Genomic DNA, 21,888 nt, shown 5'->3' on the forward strand with positions numbered 1-21,888 from the left:
CGGCCCAACACTGCGGAGGTGTGCGCGATGCGCCAGATGACCCGACGGCAGACCCTGAAGGCCGCGGCCGTGGCGGCTCCGACACTCGGTTTGTGGGCGTGCGGGAACGATGACTCGACCGGCGGCGACGGCGGCCCGGTGGAGCTGCGTTACGCCTTCTGGGGCGGGGACAGCCGAGCCCAGATGACACAGGAGATGATCGACGAGTTCGAGGCGGAGAACGCCGACATCGACGTCAGACCCGACTATTCCGATTTCGGTGCCTACTGGGACAAGTTGGCCACCAGTGTCGCCTCCGGTGACGCGCCGGACATCATCACCATGGGCGGCGCCTATCCGAGCGAGTACGCCGGCCGCGGGAGCCTGCTGGACCTCGGCCAGGTGAGCGACATCATCGACACCGACCGGATCGACGCGGCCGTCCTGGACAACGGGATGATCGACGGCTCGCTCTATGCGCTGCCGACCGGTGTGAACACCTATGCGGTGGTGGCGAACCGGGCGCTGTTCGACGAGGCAGGGGTCGACTTCCCGGATGACCGAACCTGGACCTGGGATGATTTCCTGCAGATCTGCGTCGCGCTGAGCGAGTCGCTCGGTGACGACCGGTTCGGCACCCAGGACGCGACCAACCACAACACCCTGATGCTGTGGGCGCGGCAACGCGGTGAATCGTTGTACACCGCTGACGGCGGGCTGGGGATATCCGCCGAGTCGGTCGCCGAGTGGTGGGAGCTGGCGCTGCAGCTGCGGGATCGGGGCGGCGCTCCGTCGGCGACCCTGACGGCCGAGCTGGAGAGCCAGAACGCGCCCGAGCAGACCCTGATCGGGACCAACTCGGCGGGGCTGTCGCTGATCTGGTCCAACGTCCTCGATGTTCTCCGGCAAGCGTCCGGTGAGGAACTCGTCCTGCTCAAACCTCCGGGCGAGAGCGAGGGCCAGCCGGGCACGTGGCTGGGGCCGTCGATGTTCTACACCATCTCCGCGGACAGCGACCATCCAGAGGAAGCGGCGGAGCTGGTCGACTTCATGCTGAACGATCCGGATGCGGCTGAGGCGTTCCTGACCGACCGTGGTCTCCCGGTGAACCCGGAGGTCCGTGAGGAGATCCTGGACGAGCTGACCCCCGGGCAACGGGTCGAGGCCGAGTTCCTGACCCGGATGGAGAGCGAAGTCGGTGAGGCTCCGCCCCCGCCGCCGGTGGGGTCGAGTGAGACCGCGCTGATCGTGTCCAGACTTAACAGCGAGGTGCTCTTCGACCGGCTGACCCCGCAGGAAGCGGCCGAGCAGTTCGTCGCCGAGACCGAGGCGGCATTGGGCGTATGACAGCCGAACCGGCCCGGGACAGCGGAAATCTCGGCGAGGGGATCGACCGGCAGGCGCTGGTCGAGCGGCACACTGTGGTGTTGCGAGAAGCGGACGTCCGCTCGCCTCTGTCCGTCGGCAACGGTGAGTTCTGCTTCACCGCGGACATCACCGGCCTGCAGACCTTTCCCGACCACTATCCCGTGGAGTCCCGGGACGGCACCGGACCCGGGACACTGCTGGGCACGCAGGCGCAATGGGGATGGCACTCGACGCCTGGTGGGGCGAGCTACCGGGTGGACGACATGTGTGTCGGATACCAGACACCCGGCCGTGCCGAGCCGGTGCCGTATGTCGATATGTCGGGCACGATCGGCGGGACCGGGGATCGCAGTGACTCCGCCGCCGAACTGTGGCTGCGCGCCAACCCGCACCGGCTGGATCTGGGCCGGATCGGGTTTCGGCTACTCGATTCGGATGGGCGCGTGCGGCGTCTGACGTTGGCAGACGTCGAAGACGCGGTTCAGCGGCTCGATCTGTGGCGGGGCATCCTGCACAGCTCGTTCACCATCGCCGGGTACGCCGTGAACGTGGAGACGGTCTGCCACCCGGAGCGGGATGTGCTGGCGGTGCGGATCCGTTCGGATGCCTTGCGTGAATCTCGGGCGGCGGTGGGGATAGCGTTTTCCTACGGCGCGGAGCGCTGGCATGACGCCGCCGACTGGTCTCGCCCGGACGCGCACCGCACCACGGTCCGTCGTCGCGACGGCGGCTGGCAGGTGGACCGCGAGCTGGACGCCACCGGTTATCAGGTCGAGATCGCCGCATCGCCGGGTGTGGCGCTGGACCAGGTGGGGCCGCATGAGCTGCGCGTGACCTCGTCGTCGGCAGCCATGGAGCTGGTCGTGGGCTTCACCGACGGCGGCGGGCCGGACCGCGCGGCTTCGGCGTCCGCACCGCTCGTGCTGCCGTCGTCGTTCGACGACGTCCGCTCCGCCGCGGCCGAACACTGGCGACGGTTCTGGACTGAGGGTGCGGCCGTAGACCTGGACGGCAGCACCGACGACCGGGCGCCGGAGCTGGAGCGGCGCGTCGTGCTGTCGCAGTACCTGACGGCGATCAACGGGGCGGGGTCGGTGCCGCCGCAGGAGACCGGATTGGTCTGCAACTCGTGGTTCGGCAAGTTCCACCTGGAGATGGTGTGGTGGCACGTCGCCCACTTCGGCCTGTGGAACCGGCCCGGATCGCTGGAGCGAGTGCTGCGCTGGTACCGGCGAGCGTCCGAGTCCGGACGGGAGACGGCCAAGCGCCAGGGTTACGCGGGTGTCCGCTGGCCGAAGATGGTGGGCCCGGACGGCAGGGAGAGCCCCAGCCCGATCGGCCCGTTCCTGATCTGGCAGCAGCCGCATCCGATCTATCTCGCAGAGCTCCTCTACCGAAACCAATCCATGATCATGAACAGTAACCGTGCACATAGCACGGAAAGTGTTCATGATCATGGAAGTGGGCGTGTGCTGGAGGAGTACGCCGGCATCGTCTTCGAGACGGCGGAGTTCATGGCGAGCTTCGCGAGACCGACCTCCCGCGGCTACGAGCTGGGCCCGCCGGTGATCCCCGCGCAGGAGTCGTACGGATCGATGCGGGCGCGGGCCAGCAACCCGACCTTCGAGTTGGCCTACTGGCAGTGGGCACTCGGCGTCGCCCAGCAGTGGCGTCGTCGCCTGGGGCTGGCGCCGGACCCGCATTGGGACGCCGTCGCGCACGGCCTGGTGCGGCCACACGTCCGGGACGGCGTGTATGCGGCGATCGACGTCGAACCATACACGATCCGCACCGATCACCCGTCGATGCTGTGCGGGTTGGGCTTTCTGCCCCGCACGCCGTTGATCGAGCCGGAGACGATGCGGGCCACGCTGCGTGACGTGCTCGACGACTGGGACTGGGACAGCACCTGGGGATGGGACTATCCCGTGCTGGCGATGTGTGCTGCCCGGCTGGAGGAGCCGGAGCTGGCGGTGTCAGCGCTGACGATGGAGGTGGGCAAGAACACATATCTGGCGAGCGGGCACAACCGGCAGACGGACTCGCTGCCGCTGTACTTGCCAGGAAACGGAGGTGTTCTGGCTGCCGTGGCCCTCATGGCGGCCGGATGGGATGGCATGCCGGACCGGCATGCTCCCGGATTTCCACACGATGGGCGGTGGACCGTCCGGCACGAAGGGCTGATCCGTAGCCCATAACACTGTCGCCGTGTGCCTGTTGTGCAGGCGGCGACGCCGGTGAAGGAGTGGTGAGATGAGACGCAGGACATGGACGGCGGCCAAGGTGAGTGCCGCGGGACTCGCGGCGGTGATGCTGGCCGCAGCATGTGGCGGTGACGACGACTCGAATGGTGACAGCTCGAGCGACGACGGGGCCGCCGCGGGCTCTGACGAGCAGGTCGAGCTCCGCTTCACCTGGTGGGGGAACGAAGGCCGGGCCGAACTGACCCAGAACGCGATCGATGCGTTCGAGGAGCAGTATCCGCACATCACGATCGCCGGCGATTACGTCGAGTGGGGCGACTACTGGGATCGGCTGGCCACCCAGACCGCAGCCGGCGACGCGGCGGACATCATGGCTCAGGAGGAACGGTTCCTGCGGGAATACGCGAGCCGCGGGGCGCTGCTGGACCTCTCCGAATACATCGGAGACACCATCGACACTTCTGAGCTGGACCAGCTGGTGCTGGGCAGCGGCGAGGTCGACGGTGGGATGTACGGCATCCCGACCGGCGTCAACTCGTTCGCGGTGATGGCCGACCCGCAGGCGTTCCAGGACGCCGGCGTCGAGATGCCGGACGACCAGACCTGGACGTGGGACGACTACGTGGCCACCGCCACGGCGGTCTCGGAAGGCACGGACGGCGAGGTCTACGGCGCACAGGATTACGGTGGCAACGAGGCCGGGCTCAACATCTTCTCCCGGCAGCGCGGGGAATCCCTGTATACCCCGGACGGCGAGCTGGGTTTCTCGGCGGAGACCGCCGCCCAGTGGTGGGGCTACTCGCTGCAGATGCAGGAGTCCGGGGGACAACCCAATGCCTCGCTGTCCGCCGAGGTCCAAGAGCTGGGCAGCCCGGAGCAGACCCTTCTGGGCACGAACAAGGCGGCGATGTACTGGGCCTGGACCAACGCGCTCGAGGCGCTGTCCACGGCGTCCGGGCGCGACATCGAACTGCTTCGTCCGCCGGGGGAAACGGAGAACGAGCGCGGCGGTATGTACCTCAAGCCGGCGATGCACTACGCCGTGTCGTCGCAGACCGAGCACCCGGAGGAGGCGGCGATGTTCCTCGACTTCCTGCTGAACGATCCGGCTGCCGTGGACGCGATCGGTTCCGACCGCGGCCTTCCGGTCAACGTGGAACAGCGGGAACGGATCGCGGCCGACCTCAACGAGTTTCAGCAGGCCGAGGCCGCGTACTTGGAGGACATCGCCGACGAGGTGGTCGACTCGCCGCCCGCGCCGCCGGTGGGCGCCGGCGAATCGGTCGACATCATCAAGCGGCTCAACGTCGAGGTGCTCTTCGAACGGAAGAACCCGCAGGAAGCGGCCGAACAGCTGATCAGCGAGATGGAAGCCGCCACCGGCTGAGATCCGCGTCGACCCGGCATGTCCCTGGGGCAGCCGCGGGCCGCCGTGCGTGACCGGCGGCTGCCCCATCATCACGTCGTGCAAATATGATCGAAGGTATGTGCCACACGCGGGCACCGGCCGTGATGAAATCGACCGGCCTGGCGTCCGCTGTCCGTACTATGCACGGCGGAGACGGGGCGGCGGTCTGACATGCGCACGGTTCTTCTGATCTTGGGCATCTGGACGGGTGTCGCATTCGCGCTCGTCGGTGGATGGGTGCTCGTGATCAATCTGGCTCGGCGGCACCGGTGGCGGCGGGATACGGGCTACACGCGCGACGCGGCCGCCGCTGGGCACTCGGTGCGGCCTGAGCGAGACGAGGATGCATTGCCGTCCGCGCCCGGCCCCACGTCCGCGGCCGGCCACGCGCCCGCGCCGTCGACTTCGTGGGAAGCCGAGCCCCACGTGCCGCCGACGCAGGCGGTGGTGCGCGCGTGGACCGAACCGGGCGTGGACCCGCAGCGACACACCGAGGCACAGTTGGTCGTGCGCCGGGCCATACCGGACCTGGCTCATGCACTCGATCGGCTGGCCGAGGAGTCGCGACATCGCCGTAGCTCATAGTGTCGGACGTCCCGTTGCGCCGCGGCCCGGAGCGCTCGGGAGCAGAATCCGCGCGATACTGCTGGCAAGGTGAACGGTACGGGCACCGGATGGATCGGCGGCGGCGTCGTCGTCGGTGTGAAACCGGAATGACTGTGTCAGTGAGGGGCATCATGGGGATGTGGCGCGACGATGCGCGTCGCAGCCTTACGGACGTTCCGTCGCACGGGTGACATGGGAGGTAGCGGTGGAGACACGGCGGTTCGGCGATCACGTCATGTATCTGGATCTTGACCGCGGCGTCGGGCTCTTCGTCGAGTCCGCCAGCCACTGGGGAGATGCGCACGTGGACGCGTGGGACGACGCGCTGGAATGGATCGTGCACAACGGCTGGGACATCCTGGAGAACGAGACGAAGACGGACCTGCTGCGAGTCGGTTACACCGAGGACGAGCGCGCGGCGTACCCGCTCAGCGCACGGCCGTGGTCCGACATCGATGTGTCCACGCTGGTGCCGCTCGCCAACGAGATCGGCGTGATCTTGATGGAAACCCACCTGCCGATCCCTGCCGATGGGGACCTCTAGGCACGGCATTCGTCAACGGCTGATACCACGGATGTGAACGACTGTCTTGACGGAGCGGAGTTGACGCGATGAGTGCGGCGTCGTCCAATGCCCGCGGAGATGTCCTGCGGGTCGGTGTGATCGGGGCTGAACACATTCACCACCCCGACCATGTTCGCGCCATCCGTGAGCATCCTCGCTCGGAGCTGGCGGGCGTCGTCGGCGGGGAAGAATCCTCGGAGGCGGCACGGCGGCTCCTCGACTCGGTGGACGCCGTCGTCGTCAATGGCCGAACCCGTGACCACAGCGCGGTCATCGAAGCGATTCTCTCGTGGCGACTACCGCTGTTCGTGGAGAAGCCGCTCGCGCCGAGTCCCGCCGAGGCTCGCCGGCTGGCGGACCGCATCGACGCCGCCGGCGTCCCGTTCTCTACCGGGTACTTCCTGCGTCAGCAGCCGGCGGTGCGTCGTCTGAAAGATATAGTCCGCGACGCTGAGACGCGGCAACCGGCGGCGTCGATGATGCTGACGCTTGCCCATCCGCTTGAGCTGGGCGACACGTTCGACAAGCCGCCATACGACTGGATGCGGGATCCCGGATCCGGGGGGACCGGGGCGTTCGAGGACCTGGCGATCCATCTGGTCGACCTGTTGCACTGGGTGGACCCGGGCAAGCCGGTGCAACCCGGTTCCGTCAGCCTGAACGCGCCGCCGTCGCGGACGGTCGATGTGGGCGGGCGTGCCGAGCTGACCTGGGGATTAACCCCGGTGATCCTGCAGGCGTCATCCGTTTCCGCGCCCGGCGGTCTGCACGTCCGCGCGGTCACCGCCGCGGGTCGGCTCACGCTCCGCGACGGCGAACTGCGGGTGGGCGACACGGTGGAGGTCGACGCTCCCTCGCCGGATGCGGCCGACGCCGTCACACAATTCCTCGATGACTTGACCGGATTCCCTTCCGGGGACGGCCCGTCCACCGGCGACTGCGTCCGATCCATCTCGACCCTCGCCGACCTGATGAACACCCGGCGCTGACGCACTGCCCGGGCGTCGGGTGTGGGCGTCGGGGCGAGCACTCGATCATGCACACCGGCCGCATCGACGTCGGTCACCTCGCCGCGGCGGACGCGCCGTCCTGGAGGAGATCCGGCGATGATCGGGAGCACTGAGCGGCGGCCGAGGCGGCGATGTGTCCGACGTGCCCGCTAGGCTCCGCCGGACACGGAAGGGACGCGGGGGTTCTCTACGCACAAGGGGGGTTTCATTGCAGGACGCGGCAAACCAGCTTCACATGCAGCTGAATCCGGCAGACGATGTGGAGAGAAAGCATGTGGATCGGGTCATCGAGGCGTGCGGGGAGGACACCGTGCGGGCGCTCGTGGCCATGCTGGAGCGGGAGCTCAGGCGTCCGATCATCATGTTCGGGGTGAGCGATGAGCAGGTGGCCGGGCACGACTACGAGGTCGACGAGGATGACGAAGACGACGACGATGAGGATTTCCTGCCCGCCAGATCACCGCGAGCCGCGATAGACGAGGACGAGTAGCCCATGTACGGGCGACCCGCCGCGATCCCGTCATTCTTGACGAGCTGGATGCGCGAGCCCACGTGTGCCAGGCCGTGTGTCGATGATCGACTACCTGAACCGCAGCGCTGGTGGCCTCCCGAAGCCGCCTCGCCCACCCGGATGGGGAAGACTCGGGAGGTACGTCATGGCCGTGCGCGACCATTTCATGCACGGCGGCCCCCGCGGTCGCACACCGTGGTCACGGCAAGCGGAAGCCCAAAGTGACCTAGACGAAGGTACCCGGCGATGTTCCAACGGAAGCCCACGGTGACGTGACCTTACGACGGCCGATCTCGGGCCTACTGGCGGGCAGACCTCACAGGCGCGAGGGCTGAAGTCCGTCCGACTTCTTGATCGATCAGTGGAGCTGCCGTGTACCAGACTGGGCCGATGGCCAAACCACGTGCATCAAGCCCTCTTCGTGCCGTTTTGTTCGACTCGGGCGGTGTTCTCATACGGCCGATCGGCGGCCGTTGGAACCCGAGAGCGGACTTCGAGCAGACTGTCCTCGCTCACGACCCGTCGATCACACCGCAGCAGTTCACAGCGGCCATCAACGCAGGCGACCACTTCTTCGCCACCTCCTCATCGACACCCGACTACGACGATTACCATCGGGTGATGCTGCGCCACCTCGGCGTGGAGGCGACCTCCCAACTCCTGGCCGACTTGCGAGGCGACGTACCTGCAGCGGCCATCCTTGAGACATACCCTGACGTCGAGCCGACCCTTCAAGAGCTGAGCCGACGAAGAGTACGAATGGCCGTGGTGTCGGATGCCTGGCCCGACCTGCCCGAGCTTCACGCCGGCCTCGGGATCGGGCAGTTCTTTGAGGCGTATGCAATCTCCGCCGAGCTTGGCTGCAACAAGCCGGATCCGCGCATGTACCACGCGGCAAGCGCCGCGCTCGGTCTTGCGCCTGCTCAGTGTCTGTTCGTTGACGACGACCCGGAGCTCGTGGCGGCGGCGATCAGGCTCGGCTATGCAGGACGTGCGCTGTGTCGAGACTCGGGACGCGCCGACGTGCCTTCCATAGCCTCTCTGACTGAACTGCTGGACTTCTTCTGACGGACGAACCCAGCGGGTCTGGCACCTTCCGAGATGTCGCAGGGGCGCGCCCGGACTCGTCAAGTACTGGGTGTCCATCGGCGCCATCGGTCGCGCCCTCCAGGAACTGCGTGCACGCGGCCTCGTGGTGACGATGTCCGCGACGAGCGCAACGGGCGGGTTACACAGATGATCTCTTCACCAAGCTTGTTATGGCAGGGCGCATTGCAGCTGCGAAGATTGAATACCGCGAGCGTGTACGCCTGCGACACCTCTACGCTCCTACGCTGCTTGGACAGGGTGTCCGGCGGCCTGACACGTCAGACGGCCTCACGGCGGCCTGATCATGGACAAGAGCGCAGGTCTGAGCTGTTATGTCAAGATCAATCTAGCCCTTGAGCAGTTGGCGGGCCATGACCATGCGCTGGATCTGGTTGGTGCCCTCGTAGATCTGGGTGATCTTCGCGTCGCGCATCATTCGTTCGACGGGGTAGTCGCGCGTGTAGCCGTACCCGCCGAAGAGCTGCACCGCGTCGGTGGTGACCTCCATGGCGACGTCGGAGGCGAAACACTTGGCGGCAGCGCCTAGGAAGGACAGCCGGGGTTCGTTGCGCTCACTGGCTGCTGCCGCGCGGTAGACCATCTGGCGGGCGGCCTCGACCTTCATGGCCATGTCGGCGAGCATGAACTGGACGCCCTGGAAATCGGCGATGGCCCTGCCGAACTGTTGCCGCTCGCGGACGTAGCCGGTGGCGGCGGCCAGCGCGCCGTCGGCGATGCCGACCGCTTGAGCGCCGATGGTCACCCTGGTGTGGTCGAGTGTGCGCAGGGCGATCTTCAGCCCGTCGCCCGGCTCTCCAACCAGCCGGTCCCCGGGAATGTAGCAGTTGTCGAACAGTAGCTCCCGGGTCGGCGACCCCTTGATGCCGAGCTTGCGCTCCAGGGCCCCGACGGAGAAGCCGTCGTCGCCGTCCTCCACGACGAACGCGCTGATGCCCTTGGTGCCGGCGGCCTGGTCGGTCACCGCCATCACGGTGTAGTACGTCGACGTTCCCGCGTTGGTGATCCACGACTTCTGGCCGTTGAGCACCCAGCCGTCGCCGTCGGGCGTCGCACGCGTCTTCATCGACGCGGTGTCGGACCCGGCCTCGCGTTCGGAGAGGCCGTAGGAGAACATCGCCTCGCCACGGGCGACCGGCGGTAGGTACCGGGCCTTCACGTCGTCCGAACCGGCGAGCAACAAGGGCATCGTGCCGAGTTTGTTCACTGCCGGGATCAGCGAACTGGACGCACAGGCGCGAGCCACCTCTTCGATGACGATGCAGGTGGCCAGTGCATCGGCGCCGGCGCCGCCGTACTTCTCCGGGATGTGCGGGGCATGGAAGTCGGTGGCGCGGAGCGCATCGTAGGCGGCCTGCGGGAACTGCGCGGTCTCGTCCACCTCGGCCGCGTGCGGAGCGACTTTGCTGGTGCACATCTCGCGCGCGGCTTCTCGGATCGCCTCGTGCTCGTCAGAGAGCCGGTAGAGATCGAAGTCGGCATCCATGGCCTTATGTTACTGGCAAGTAGCGACACGCCCGCGCGCGGGACCTCGATCGAGGGTGCTCAGGCAAAGCGCTCGCAGATGTCGTCGGGCGTGACAAGGTGGCAGCGCTCGTCATTGGCGGCGTAAGCCCGCAGGCGTTCACTGAAGCCGTTGCGGGAGAAGAGGTAGCGATCCTCCGCTCCGGTGCTGCCCTTGACGTGCTGAGCAAGCCGATCAAGCGGGTTGAGGTCGTCGAAGTCGACGTGGTTGTTGGTCCATTTGCACATGCCGAACACGAGCGGTGTGCGGTTTCCGTTGATGCCGACGACGTCGATCTCGCGTTCTTCGGTCCTGCGGTCGACACCCGTGGGTGCCTGCCCCCACCAACGGCCTACGTCGCTGACGCCCTCGGCAGTGTGGAGGATGTACACACGGCAGATCTCCTCCCATGCCAGCGATGCATGATGATCCAGCTGCGGCAGCACGGTTTCGTCAACGTACGCGGCAGCGAGCCGACTCGTGCGGAGCTGGCTTCTGGGTCGGGTATCGACTGGCGGAACATCAGTTCTGCCTCCTGGTGAAGGAGACCTGTGCGTTCGAAGATCTCGGAGACGAGGTGTTCGGCTAGCGGGCGGGCGTCGTTGAATCGTTCGAGGTAATAGGGTATTCCGCCGCAAACGGAGTACGCGCGGACATGATCCTCGGGGGTATATCCGAGGTACTGAAACTCGTCGAAGACGACGAGTGTCCGCTCGTTGCCGACGTGTTGAGCTATCGCGGTGAGCACCGCTTCCCAGGTCGTCAGCGGCTGTGCGGCGAGTAGCTCATTGCCGGATACGCGGGCGAGTTCTGCGGATACGTCACGTAGCTGCTCTGCCTTCACGGTATCCGTCGCCTCGAAGTACAGAGCCCGGTTGTCGGCCGCCAGGTGGGACAGCAACTCGGTCTTCCGATCCGTCGGCGACCGTACAGAACGAGAAGTTCTGCCTGGCTGCTGCCAATGCGGTCGTGCAGCAAGGCAAGTTCGTCGGTTCTGTTGAGGAATTGCACGTGAATGTCTTACAGCGGATACTCCTGTGCAGTGATCGACAGTGGAGGATATTTTTCTTCAATCATGTGATGTGCGGTGCATGTGCGCCCGCGCCGAGCGGATGCCGCGGGAGGTCACGGTCTTTCAGGCGACCGGGCGGCGGAAGAGGTCGTGTATCAGCTTGACGAATTGATCGTGCTCGTCGACCTCGTCGGGATACTCGGCGTGGCCCGCGCTGAAGACGAAGACCTCCTTCTCGCCGGCCACCGCATTGCATACGGCGAACTGACCAGGCGGTGGAACGGCAGGGTCCCACAGCGCCGGCGCCAGAACGGTCGGTATCCGGATGTGGCGCGCCGCGGTGGCGGCGTCGAAAAAGGCCAGGACGTCACGGACCTCCGGATGCTCGGCGGCGTACGTCCGCACCGACTCGCCGCTGCCGGTGCAGGGCATGGTGAGCCGTAGCGGATGGTTGCCGAAGCTCGGCACATGCAGCGCCGCCGCCGTGAAGCGCGCATCCCACGGCAGCGCGAGCGAGCCGATGCCACCGCCGAAGCTGCCGCCGATGTAACCCAGGGTTGCGGGCGCCTGCGGCAGAAGCTCCAGCAGTGCACTGGCCGCGCACCAGATATCGGCCGCGCAGCCGCCGTGCACGTATGTGTCGGGCGATTCGATTCCGACGAGCACATGGCCGGCCCCGTGTTCTGGCACCTCAGACATCAGACTGCGTGTCGGCAGGCCGCGGGAGACCGGGAAGATGACGGCTGTCCCGGCCGGCACCACCTCCAGGTCCGGCTCGGAGCGGCCACCGTAACCGTGGCTGACCACCGCCGCATGCTCGATCCGGCCATCGCTGGGTAACGCGACCCATCCCCCGAGCCGCACGTCGCCCAGCGAGGCGAATGTGAGGTCATAGAGATCCCAACCCAACGCCGCGGCGGCGGCCGTTTCGGCTGCGGACCCGGCCGGCGTCAGCTGCGGATCCGGATCGACCTGCCGCGCCCGGACATACAGCTCACGCCAGAAGCGCTCGAAGCCGGCCGGCTCATCGGGTGCGCCGATCTGCCGCAGGGCGTGCTCGTCGTATCCGTAGGTGGCGTCGAAGGCGTCCGGTCCGAACCAATCGTCATAAGGTGCGCGCATAGGGCAAGTCCATCATGGCCCGGCCAGGACCGTCGTCGGGCTCTGCGGTCGTGTGCCGTTGCGCCGTTGCGTTCATGATGAGCGACGATGACGGCGTATCGTAAGGGATCATGCTGCTGTTGGCTATGGACACTTCGACTCCCGCTGTGACGGTTGCGCTTCACGACGGCGACCGCACCGTCGCCGAGACGACGACGGTCGACGCCCGCCGGCACACGGAGCTGCTCGCGCCGGCGCTCGTCGGGCTGCTCGCCGAGGCCGGAGCAGACCGGCGCGACCTCACTGACATCGCCGTGGGGGTGGGGCCGGGGCCGTTCACCGGCCTGCGCGTGGGACTCGCCGCCGCGCGCACCTTGGGGGCCGCGCTCGACATCCCGGTCATCGGCGTATGCAGCCAGGACATCATCGCCCACGGGGTGCGCGCCGCGGGTGCCGACGCGGGCATGCCGTTCATCGTGGCGACCGACGCCCGCCGTCGGGAGGTGTACTGGGCCTACTACGCGCCCACCGGTGAGCGGTTAGCCGGGCCCCAGGTCGGGCCTGCCGCCGATATCGCGTCGTCGCTGCCCGCGGAGGTGAAGTCCGCCCCGCTACGAGCCGCCGGCGCGGGCGCGCTGCTGTACGCGGAAGCGTTCGCGGCCGTCCTCGAACCCGAGTATCCGTCCGCCGGAGATCTCGCGTCGGCGGTGGTATCGAAGGCTGTTCCGATCGTCAGCCCGGAGCCGATGTATCTGCGCCGGCCGGACGTCGCTCCGCCGTCACCGCGCAAGAGCGTATTGACCTCCATGCGTAGTACGGCGCACTGAGGCACATGGCGCGCGCTCCGCAGGACGCAGTGGTCCGCCCCATGCGGAGCGTGGACGTCGAGGCACTGCTGCCGGTTGAGCGGCTGCTCTTCGCCGGCGACCCGCCGTGGACGGAGGCGCAGTTCCACGACGAGCTGGCTCGGATGCCGGAGACCCGCTGGTACATCGTCGCCGAGCTCGCGACGACCCAGACCGAGAGACGGATCGTCGGATACGCCGGACTGCGCGCTCCCGGTATCCCGGGCGAGCCGGCGGACATCCAGACGATCGCCGTCACGCCCGAGCATCAGCGCCGCGGTATCGGATCGGTGCTGATGGACGCGTTGATCCGGGAGGCCCATGCGCGCCAGGCAGACTCGATCATGCTCGAGGTACGTTCCGACAACGACGCCGCGATCGCGTTCTACACCGAGTACGGCTTCGAGCGCATCGCCGTCCGTCGTGGCTACTACGGTGGCGGACGGGACGGGCTGGTGATGCGGAAGAGCCTGCCATGACGACTGTCGGGATGCGACGTCCATCGGGATACATGGTGTCGGGATACATTGTTGGGTGTGGCTGAGCAACCGCTGATTCTGGGCATCGAGACCTCGTGCGACGAGACCGGCGTCGGCCTCGTCCGTGGCACCACGCTGCTGGCCAATGCGGTCGCCAGCAGCGTCGACGAGCACGTACGATTCGGCGGCGTGGTACCGGAGGTGGCCAGCCGGGCGCACCTGCAGGCGATCGTGCCGACGTTGGAACGGGCGCTGACCGAGGCCGAGGTCACGCTGGACGACGTCGACGCCATCGCGGTCACCGCCGGACCCGGCCTGGCCGGCGCGCTGATGGTCGGCGTGTCCGCGGCGAAGTCACTGGCTCTCGCGCTGGACAAGCCGCTGTACGGGGTGAACCACCTGGTCGGGCACGTGGCCGCCGAGCAACTCGAGAACGGTCCGCTGACCGAGCCCGTGGTGGCCCTGCTCGTCTCCGGCGGGCATACGGAGATCCTGCACGTCACCGAGATCGCCACGGCGGCGGAGATGCTCGGGCAGACGCTGGACGACGCCGCCGGGGAGGCCTTCGACAAGGTCGCCCGGCTGATCGGGCTGAAGTATCCGGGCGGGCCGCACATTCAGCGGGCTGCCGCCGAGGGTGACCCCGCCGCGATCCGCTTTCCGCGCGGCCTGACCAGTCAGCGTGACATGAGCCGGCATCGATACGACTTCTCCTTCTCCGGGTTGAAGACGGCGGTCGCCCGGTGGGTGGAGACGGCCGAACGGGAGGGCCGGACGGTGCCGGTTCCGGATGTCGCGGCCGCGTTCCAGGAGGCCGTCGCCGATGTTCTCACTCACAAAGCTGTGCTCGCGTGCACCGAGCGAGGTGTGCGCACCATGGTCTTGGCCGGCGGCGTCGCGGCCAATGCGCGGATCCGCGACCTGACCCGGGAGCGGTGCGCTGCGGCGGGGATCGAGCTGCGTCAGCCCCGCCTCTCGTTGTGCACGGACAACGGCGCCATGATCGCGGCGCTCGGTGCTGCCGTCGTGGAGCACGGTCTGCCGCCCAGTTCGCTCGATTTCGCCACCGATTCGTCGCTGCCGGTGACCCAGGTGGCGGTCTGAACGACCGGCGTGGCGTAGGGCACCGGGCGCACCTGCGACGCCGGCGCGGAGGTCGTGGCAGACTTCTTCGGGTGGGTTCGACGGTTCTTCAGCGACGGAGCGGGTGGCAGAGGCGTGTGGCCGGATGGGCCATGACATCGACGACGACATCGACGACGGTGATGACCAGGTGACCGCAGCACGACATGGTTCGACGGACGTTCGCCGACGACTGTTGGCGTCGCTCGCGGGCATCGGCCTGGTCGCGGCCGCGTGCGGTTCGGACGATCAGCCGTCGAGCGCCAATCCGCCTGCGACGACGTCGGCGGCGACCACGCCAGCCGAGACCGCGCCGGAGAGCTCCCCCGCCGATCAGACCGGCAGCCCGAGCGGCCACGACACCGGTTCGTCGCCCTCGGTCGAGCCGGAGGGGCTGCCGTGGGGCCCCACCGAGGAGCAGTTCGCCGAGGCCGAGTCGATCGTGGCCGACATGACCGTCGAGGAACTGGCTGGGCAGGTGATCATGGCCGGCTATGCAGGCCTGGACGCCCCGGTCGACCTCGTCACCGAACTGAACCTCGGCGGTGTGATCGTCATGGGGGACAACATCGACGACCCGGACCAGCTGCGCGACGTCACGCAGGAGGTGCAGGAAGCCGACGGCCGCCCGTATCCGGTGATGGTCGGCGTCGACCAGGAGGGTGGGACCGTCGCCCGGGTGCGTTCTCCGGCGACCGAGTTCCCGACCTACATGGCCCTGGGTGCGGCTCGGGACGCGGAACTGGCCACCGACGTGGCACGGGCCAGCGGTGAGGAACTCCGAGCGATGGGGTTCACGATGGTCTTCGCCCCGGTCGCCGATGTCACGTCGGGGCCGGACGATCCGACCATCGGCAGCCGCTCGGCGTCGTCGGATCCGGGTGTGGTGGGCGAGATGGTCACGGCCTCGCTGCGCGGGTACGCCGATGCCGGTATCGTCGCGGTGGCGAAGCACTTCCCCGGGCACGGTTCCGTTCCGGCGGACAGCCATGAAGAGCTACCCGTGCAGGAAGCGCCGTTGGCCCGGCTACGCGAGCATGACTTCGTCCCGTTTCAAGCTGCCGTGGACGACGGAGCGCCGGCGGTCATGGTGGGGCACATCGACGTTCAGGCCGTAGACCCCGGTGTCCCGTCGTCGCTGTCCGCGGACGTCGTCGACCTGCTCCGATCGGATCTCGGGTTCGACGGGCTGGTGGTCACCGACGCGCAGGACATGGCGGCGATCACGGAGGAGTACGGCGCCGGCGACGCGGCCGTCCGGGCACTGGAGGCCGGGGCGGACCTGGTCCTGATGCCCGCCGACGTGCGAGCGGCGCACGCGGCCATCGTGGACGCCGTCGACGATGGCCGGCTTGCCGAACGGGTAGTGGAACGGGCGGCGACGCGTGGAGTGGCGACCATGCTGCATCAGCAGGCGGGCGGCGACGCGCCAGGCGAGGACAGCATCGGTGCGCACGAGCAGTTGTCCTACCGCGCATCGTTGGAAGCGATCACGGTCGCGACGGGGCGCTGCGATGGACCGTACGTCGGGGACTCGATCCGGGTGGTCGGCGCCGAGGAGCAGGATCGCGCGCGGCTGACCGAGGCGGCTCAGGCGGCGGGACTCACGGTGAGCGACGATGGCGATGTGGTGCGGCTGCTCGGCGCGGGCGCCGACGGCAGTGGTGCCGGGGACGTCGTCGTCGCTCTCGATACCCCGTACGTGCTGGGACGGAGCGACGCGTCGACGAAGATCGCGCTCTACGGGCGGACCCCGGCGGCGTTCCGCGCGCTGGTCGACGTTCTGCGCGGAGCCGAGACGGCGCACGGGCGGTTGCCTACCGACGTCGACGGCGTCGACCAGCTCGGCTGCCCCAGCGCCCCACGCGGCACAGAGACCCCGTCCGCCCCGCCCGACGCCCCCTAACCCGAGCCCTAAATGATCATGTGAAGTAGGTTTTCGCCAGCACCCCCATGTCTGCAGGCATGGTAGTGCACGAAGAAACCTACTTCACATGATCATTTAGGCGTCGGTCGGTGGGTGTTATTGGCGGAGGGGGCGTTTCGGGAGTGCGCCGCCGGGCTGTTGGGCGGCGGCCACCGGCTCCGGCTGCGGATAGCGTTCACTGACGTGCTCGACGAGCCTGATGAGCACCTGCTTGCCGGAGTCTCGTTCGCGTGCGTCGAACAGTACGACGGGCGTTCCGTCGTCCAAGTCGAGCGCGCTGCTCACCTGATCAGGCTGGTACCGGCGCGATCCCTCGAAGCAGTTCACACCCACCACGAACGGGATGTCCCGGTGCTCGAAGTAGTCCACGGCCGGAAAACAGTCCGCCAGCCGGCGGGTGTCGGCCAGTACCACCGCGCCCAGTGCTCCCTGGGTCAGTTCGTCCCACATGAACCAGAAACGATCCTGGCCCGGCGTGCCGAACAGGTACAGGCACAGCCCGTCCCGGATGGTGATCCGGCCGAAGTCCATGGCGACGGTCGTCGTGGTCTTCTGTTCCACGCCGTTGATGTTGTCGACGGGCTGGCTCGCCCCGGTCAGCGCCTCCTCGGTGTGCAGGGGGCGGATCTCGCTGACGGAGCCGACCAAGGTGGTCTTCCCCACGCCGAACCCCCCGGCGACAAGGATCTTCAACGCCACCAGGGGATTAGCGCCGTTGGTAGCTGGCTTAGAGTGCACGGAGGCCATCGAGGACTTCCTTGAGAATATGGCTGTCGGGCAGCTGTGTGGGCTGGATCGGGCGGCTGACAGTGATGTACCCGGCGCCGATCAGGTCACCGAGCAGGACTCGCACCACGCCCAAGGGCAGGTTCGACTCCGACGCGATGTCCGTGACCGTCTGGGGCTGGCGCTGACAGATCCGTAGCAGGGTCAACTTCTCCGGGGAGAGCATCGGGTTGTCCGGCACCATCGGGCTGGCCTCGATGGTCGCCATCAGATCAAGCGCCGTTTCGCCGACACTCCTCGCACGTCCGGCCGTCATGGCGTAGAGACGCACGAGGGGTCCGGCCTCGTCGTCGTACCACTGTGGAGTCGAGTCAGTCATCTCAAGCGCTTCACTTCGGAGCTGAGGCGGAATCCAACTGATCCGGCCGCGACGGCACGTAAAGGTGCTCGTGGACCTGCTTGACCAATCTGGCCATCTCGTACGCGATGAGTCCGATGTCTGCGTTCGAGTCGCAGAAGACCGAGAGGCAGGAGCGATCCCCGGCGGCGACGACGAACAGGAAGCCACCTTCGAGTTCGACCATCGTCTGGACCACGCTTCCGGCCTCGAAATGCTGCGCGGTGCCCTTCGCCAGGCTGTGGAAGCCAGAGGCGATAGCCGCGAAGCGTTCCCGGTTCTCCCTGGTCAGCTGGCTCGACGCGCCGACCGGCAGGCCATCGCCCGACAGCACGACCGCGTGCCGGATCTGCGCCACGCGACCCACGAGTTCATCGAGCAGCCAGTTGAGCTCACCCGATGTCTGCGTCGGCTCGGTCATCAGTTTTCTCCCTTGTATGGTCACTGTTGATCCGTCTCAGACTGCCCGCGGAGCCACCCGTTCCGCAGCGCTGAGAGTGTCGCACGTGCCTCCTCGGGGGAACGAGAGAGGTTGACGTTATCGCTTCCGCCCGTGCCCGGCGGTGGTGGCGGCGGCGAGTTGCGCAGCTCGGGCCGGAGGCTGGCCTTCCGGACCCGTCGCGGCAGGTCATTCAACTCGCCGTCCGCCGCTTGCTGCGCAACCGGGCGTTGCGCCGCGTAACTGGGCTCGTGCGGGGGCTGATCCGGATGCGAGGCCGGAGCCGAACCAGGGCCCACGTCGCGCCCGCCGGGATCGGAAGGTCCGGACGGAACCGCATGGCCGGGCCGACCGGCGGGGCCTGGCTGGCCGGCGGGGCCCGGCTGACCGGCGCGGCCCGGCTTACCCCCGTAGTTGGGCTGACCAGCGGGGCCGGGCTGACCCGCGTAGTTGGGCTGGCCTGCATGGTTGGGTTGGCCCGCGTGGTTCGGCTGCATGGCCGGTTCGGCCGCATGGTCGGGCTCGTCCGGGTGCACCGGCTGGTCAGAGCCGTTGGTCCGCGGTGCGGGCAGGGCGCCGACGGCCGCGAGTTGCGTCTGCTCGATGGTGACCGTCGGCTCCGGGCCCTGCAGCCCTTCTGGCGTCGGCGCGGTCCGATCCAGCAGATGGTTCGGGATCAGCACGATGGCCGTCACCCCGCCGTACGGAGAGCGCTGCAGCGTCACCTCGATGTTGTGTCGCCGGGAGAGCCGGTTGACCACGAACAACCCGAGCTGGTCGGCTTCCAACAGGTCGACCTGGTCGGTCTCCCGGATCCTGCGGTTCGCGTCCTTCATCGCCTGCTTGCTCATGCCCAGGCCGCGGTCCTCGATCTCCAGCGCCAGACCGGTGCCGACCAGTTCACCGCGGACGGTCGCGTGCGTGTGCGGCGGGGAGAAGATGACGGCGTTCTCCACCAGCTCGGCGATCAGGTGCGTGAGGTCGGCGACGGCCGTGCCGGCGATCTTCACCTCGGGCACCGCCGTGACGTCGACCCGGGTGAAGTCCTCCACCTCGGCGACGGCCGCGCGGACCACGTCCATCATCGGCACCGGGTTGCGCCACCCGCGGGCCGGTGCCACACCAGAGAGAATGATCAGGCTCTCCGCTTGCCGGCGCATGCGGGTGGTGAGGTGATCCAGCCGGAACAGATCCTCCAGCTGGTCCGGGTCCTCGATCCGCCGCTCCATGCTGTCCAGCAGGGAGAGCTGCCGGTGCAGCAGCACCTGGCTGCGGCGGGCGAGGTAGACGTAAACACCGGAGATGCCCTTCAGGACGTCGGAACGCTCGATCGCCGCCTGTACCGCGGACCGGTGCAGCGCGTTGAGCGATTCCGCCACCTGGCTGATCTCGTCGTCGCGGAGCTGCACCACCGGAGCCTCGGTCTCGAGATCGACCTTCTTGCCCGAGTTCAGCTTGCGCAGGGTCGCGGGCAGCTTCCGGCGTGCGATGTCCATGGCGGAGTTGTGCAGGCCGGCGAGCTCGACGACGAGTCCACGACCGATCAGCACCGAGATCAGCAGCGACAGGATGACACCGACCAGACCGATGACGACCGCGATGCCTGCGGTGCCGAGGACGTCGTAGCCGAACAGGTTCGCGTCCTGCGCGGCGATCGTGGTGACGCGGGCCTCGCCGGCCGCGAGCTCGCGCTGCACGATGGCGGAGTCCGACGTCCACTCGTCCTGGGAGACCAGCCCGACGATCGTGTATCCGGCCTGGGAGAGCAGCAGCTCGTCTTGCATGGCCAGCAGGTCCTGGTACGCGTCGCTGTCCAGGATGTCGCGGTATGCCTGCTCGGCGGACGGGCGCGGGTCGTCGACCTCGGTCCAGAGCATCGCCCGGGAGTTCTGGATCGCGTCGGTCAGCGCCGAGAACTGTGCCTGGGTCATGACCTCGGCGTCGAAGGTGGAGAGCATCACGGCGTCCTGCTGGGCGACCATCTCACGCGCGAGCGAGAGCTCCAGCACGACGCGGGGGTCGAAGTCGACGCCGGGCGCGTCCATCTGGGTGAGGACGCCGGTGACGTCGAAGGCGTTGCCGACCGTCTCCGTGTACGCGTCGAAGGCGGCGATCCAGCTGACCTGGCCGTCGACGACGGACTGCCGGATGGTGGGTAGATAATCGGCGGTGGCCACCAGGGCCTCGATCCGGCCGGGCAGGCGTGGGTCGAGCTCGGCCGCGTCCGTGCTGCTGTCGGCGATCCCGGCGCGGAGGGCGTTGACGGCGGTGTCGGTCTCCTGGCCGGCGGCCTCCAGCGACTCGGCACCCTCGTCCGGCGCGGTCAGGTATCGTGCCGCCGCCACCCGCTCGGCCTGGACGGCCGTCACGTACTCGTTGATCGGCCGCAGCAGCGTGTCGTTGACGTCCTTCAGCTGTTGCAGCTCGGAGACGTTCTGCGCGGTGGTGACGGTGGCGAACCCCCACAGCGCCATCAGGGAGATGACCGGGACCATCAGCACCATGACGATCTTCGCGCGGATGGAGCGAGGCCCGCGCGAGCCGGACGGCTTCTCCCGCGCGGCCGCCGCACGGCGCGACGCGTGCCGGCCGGATCGCGGCGTCACATCGTCGTCGGAATCCGCCTCGTCACCGTCCGGGCCGGACCCGATCTGATCGAACTCGCCGGTGACCGCCGGGGCCTCTTCGGTCGGCTGATCTGCATCGCCACGGCCCCTGCCGTCGCCGGCACGCTGGTCGTACGCCTCGTCATGGCGTTCAGTCATAGGTTGCCTCGTTCAGTTGCTAGTTGGATCCTCGTCCCGGCGCGGCTGCTGGGGCGCCGGCGGCGACCCCTGTCTGCCGGATCGGGGAGAGGGCGACGAAAGCCGAGCTCAGGAACAGGAATGAACCGAATACAACAATGAACGGGAAGATGAACTCTTCCGCACTCGCGCCAGGAAGGACGGACGTCCCCGGGGTGATCTCGAGCTCGAGGCCGAAGAATCCGGTGTATTCCGCCGCGGTCGCGGCGAGCCCCAGCAGGATCGCCGCCAGCGCGGTGCCGCGGACGCTGCTCATCAGGAAGCCTGCGGCCAGCGCCAGGGTCGACACGCTGATGGCGATCACCACGGCGACCGCTATCGGCACGGGGTCGTAGCTCAACGTGCCGTGGATCTCGGTGGCGCGCATACCGACGACGTGCATCCCGGAGATGGCGAGTCCGATGGCCATGCCGCCGAGCAGCACACCTCGAGTCCGGGACGAGTCGCGGCCGACGACGAAGACACCTGCCGCGACGACGACGACGGCGACGAGCAGGCTGAGCAACGTCAGCGGGATGTCGAACCGCACCGGTGTCCCGTCGACGGCGAAGCCGAGGATCGCGATCAGGTGCATCGTCCAGATCCCGGCGCCTATCGCGACGGCGGCGGTGAGCAGCCATCGGACACCCGTCAGCCCGCGCGTCTCGACGGCTCGCACCAAGCAGCGAAAGCCCAGGCCAGCGCCGACGCACGCCATGACAAACGCGACAATGGCGGTCACGGGGCCGTATTGAAAGAAATCGTCCAGTTGCTCCACGCGTAGCCCTTTACCTC

20 protein-coding genes are annotated in these 21,888 nt (G+C 67.8%); 12 read left to right on the forward strand and 8 right to left on the reverse strand.

Features of this window, described 5'->3' with window-relative positions:
• The first annotated feature begins 27 nt into the window (after window positions 1-27).
• The 8 genes from G1H10_RS22315 (at window position 28) to G1H10_RS22350 (ending at window position 8,719) form a co-directional block, all read left to right on the forward strand.
• Window positions 28-1,326, forward strand: coding sequence for an ABC transporter substrate-binding protein (locus tag G1H10_RS22315; RefSeq protein ID WP_163741904.1), 1,299 nt, complete (start codon window positions 28-30; stop codon window positions 1,324-1,326).
• Window positions 1,323-3,545 (forward strand): hypothetical protein, encoded by a 2,223-nt coding sequence (locus tag G1H10_RS22320; RefSeq protein ID WP_163741906.1) that lies wholly within the window; start codon window positions 1,323-1,325, stop codon window positions 3,543-3,545. Before G1H10_RS22315 ends, G1H10_RS22320 begins: the two co-directional genes overlap by 4 nt.
• Before the next feature lie 55 nt (window positions 3,546-3,600).
• On the forward strand, window positions 3,601-4,938 hold the full coding sequence (locus G1H10_RS22325) for an ABC transporter substrate-binding protein (RefSeq protein WP_163741908.1): 1,338 nt from the start codon (window positions 3,601-3,603) through the stop codon (window positions 4,936-4,938).
• A 192-nt stretch (window positions 4,939-5,130) separates the two neighbouring features.
• A complete protein-coding gene (locus tag G1H10_RS22330; protein WP_163741910.1) occupies window positions 5,131-5,544 on the forward strand; it encodes a hypothetical protein in 414 nt (137 codons plus the stop codon).
• Between the two features lie 208 nt (window positions 5,545-5,752).
• Window positions 5,753-6,109, forward strand: a complete 357-nt coding sequence (locus G1H10_RS22335) for a hypothetical protein (protein ID WP_163741912.1) — start codon at window positions 5,753-5,755, stop codon at window positions 6,107-6,109.
• 68 nt (window positions 6,110-6,177) lie between these two features.
• Entirely contained in the window at window positions 6,178-7,119 is a 942-nt protein-coding gene (locus G1H10_RS22340; protein ID WP_163741913.1) for a Gfo/Idh/MocA family protein, read from the forward strand.
• Window positions 7,120-7,414: 295 nt separating this feature from the next.
• Window positions 7,415-7,630, forward strand: a complete 216-nt coding sequence (locus tag G1H10_RS22345) for a hypothetical protein (RefSeq protein WP_163741915.1) — start codon at window positions 7,415-7,417, stop codon at window positions 7,628-7,630.
• A 411-nt stretch (window positions 7,631-8,041) separates the two neighbouring features.
• Window positions 8,042-8,719 carry an HAD family hydrolase gene (locus G1H10_RS22350; protein ID WP_163741917.1) on the forward strand — a complete coding sequence of 226 codons (678 nt, stop codon included), beginning with the start codon at window positions 8,042-8,044 and terminating at the stop codon, window positions 8,717-8,719.
• Window positions 8,720-9,086: 367 nt separating this feature from the next.
• On the opposite strand, the gene G1H10_RS22355 is transcribed toward G1H10_RS22350, so the two are convergent.
• The 3 genes from G1H10_RS22355 to G1H10_RS22365 all read right to left on the reverse strand — a co-directional run bounded on the left by G1H10_RS22355 (window position 9,087) and on the right by G1H10_RS22365 (window position 12,396).
• Complete coding sequence (locus tag G1H10_RS22355) at window positions 9,087-10,244, reverse strand: acyl-CoA dehydrogenase family protein (RefSeq protein ID WP_163741919.1); 1,158 nt, start codon at window positions 10,242-10,244, stop codon at window positions 9,087-9,089.
• Between the two features lie 59 nt (window positions 10,245-10,303).
• Window positions 10,304-10,708 (reverse strand): DUF234 domain-containing protein, encoded by a 405-nt coding sequence (locus tag G1H10_RS32515; RefSeq protein WP_216853557.1) that lies wholly within the window; start codon window positions 10,706-10,708, stop codon window positions 10,304-10,306.
• A 689-nt stretch (window positions 10,709-11,397) separates the two neighbouring features.
• Window positions 11,398-12,396, reverse strand: coding sequence for an acetylxylan esterase (locus G1H10_RS22365; RefSeq protein WP_163741921.1), 999 nt, complete (start codon window positions 12,394-12,396; stop codon window positions 11,398-11,400).
• A 110-nt stretch (window positions 12,397-12,506) separates the two neighbouring features.
• Here G1H10_RS22365 and tsaB point away from each other — a divergent pair, with 110 nt between their 5' ends.
• The 4 genes from tsaB to G1H10_RS22385 all read left to right on the forward strand — a co-directional run bounded on the left by tsaB (window position 12,507) and on the right by G1H10_RS22385 (window position 16,727).
• Window positions 12,507-13,202 carry a tRNA (adenosine(37)-N6)-threonylcarbamoyltransferase complex dimerization subunit type 1 TsaB gene (gene tsaB, locus G1H10_RS22370; RefSeq protein ID WP_163741923.1) on the forward strand — a complete coding sequence of 232 codons (696 nt, stop codon included), beginning with the start codon at window positions 12,507-12,509 and terminating at the stop codon, window positions 13,200-13,202.
• 41 nt (window positions 13,203-13,243) lie between these two features.
• Window positions 13,244-13,699: a ribosomal protein S18-alanine N-acetyltransferase gene (gene rimI / locus G1H10_RS22375; protein WP_216853559.1), complete on the forward strand. Its 456-nt coding sequence runs from the start codon at window positions 13,244-13,246 to the stop codon at window positions 13,697-13,699.
• A gap of 48 nt (window positions 13,700-13,747) precedes the next feature.
• Entirely contained in the window at window positions 13,748-14,803 is a 1,056-nt protein-coding gene (tsaD, locus tag G1H10_RS22380; protein ID WP_163741927.1) for a tRNA (adenosine(37)-N6)-threonylcarbamoyltransferase complex transferase subunit TsaD, read from the forward strand.
• Between the two features lie 124 nt (window positions 14,804-14,927).
• Window positions 14,928-16,727: a glycoside hydrolase family 3 protein gene (locus G1H10_RS22385; protein ID WP_216853560.1), complete on the forward strand. Its 1,800-nt coding sequence runs from the start codon at window positions 14,928-14,930 to the stop codon at window positions 16,725-16,727.
• A gap of 117 nt (window positions 16,728-16,844) precedes the next feature.
• On the opposite strand, the gene G1H10_RS22390 is transcribed toward G1H10_RS22385, so the two are convergent.
• From G1H10_RS22390 to G1H10_RS22410, 5 genes are read right to left on the reverse strand one after another with little or no spacing between them, the layout of a single operon-like run.
• The gene (locus G1H10_RS22390) at window positions 16,845-17,495 is read right to left on the reverse strand and encodes a GTP-binding protein (RefSeq protein WP_163741929.1); all 651 of its coding nucleotides are present in this window, start codon (window positions 17,493-17,495) and stop codon (window positions 16,845-16,847) included.
• The gene (locus G1H10_RS22395) at window positions 17,476-17,853 is read right to left on the reverse strand and encodes a DUF742 domain-containing protein (protein WP_163741932.1); all 378 of its coding nucleotides are present in this window, start codon (window positions 17,851-17,853) and stop codon (window positions 17,476-17,478) included. The genes G1H10_RS22390 and G1H10_RS22395 overlap by 20 nt, the downstream gene beginning before the upstream one ends.
• A gap of 10 nt (window positions 17,854-17,863) precedes the next feature.
• Window positions 17,864-18,292: a roadblock/LC7 domain-containing protein gene (locus G1H10_RS22400; protein WP_216853561.1), complete on the reverse strand. Its 429-nt coding sequence runs from the start codon at window positions 18,290-18,292 to the stop codon at window positions 17,864-17,866.
• 20 nt (window positions 18,293-18,312) lie between these two features.
• Window positions 18,313-21,075 carry a nitrate- and nitrite sensing domain-containing protein gene (locus G1H10_RS22405; RefSeq protein WP_163741934.1) on the reverse strand — a complete coding sequence of 921 codons (2,763 nt, stop codon included), beginning with the start codon at window positions 21,073-21,075 and terminating at the stop codon, window positions 18,313-18,315.
• 19 nt (window positions 21,076-21,094) lie between these two features.
• Window positions 21,095-21,835: an MHYT domain-containing protein gene (locus tag G1H10_RS22410; protein ID WP_163741936.1), complete on the reverse strand. Its 741-nt coding sequence runs from the start codon at window positions 21,833-21,835 to the stop codon at window positions 21,095-21,097.
• Window positions 21,836-21,888 lie beyond the last annotated feature (53 nt).

Origin of the sequence: Phytoactinopolyspora halotolerans, assembly GCF_010550675.1 — a bacterium.
Classification (GTDB): Bacteria; Actinomycetota; Actinomycetes; order Jiangellales; family Jiangellaceae; genus Phytoactinopolyspora; species Phytoactinopolyspora halotolerans.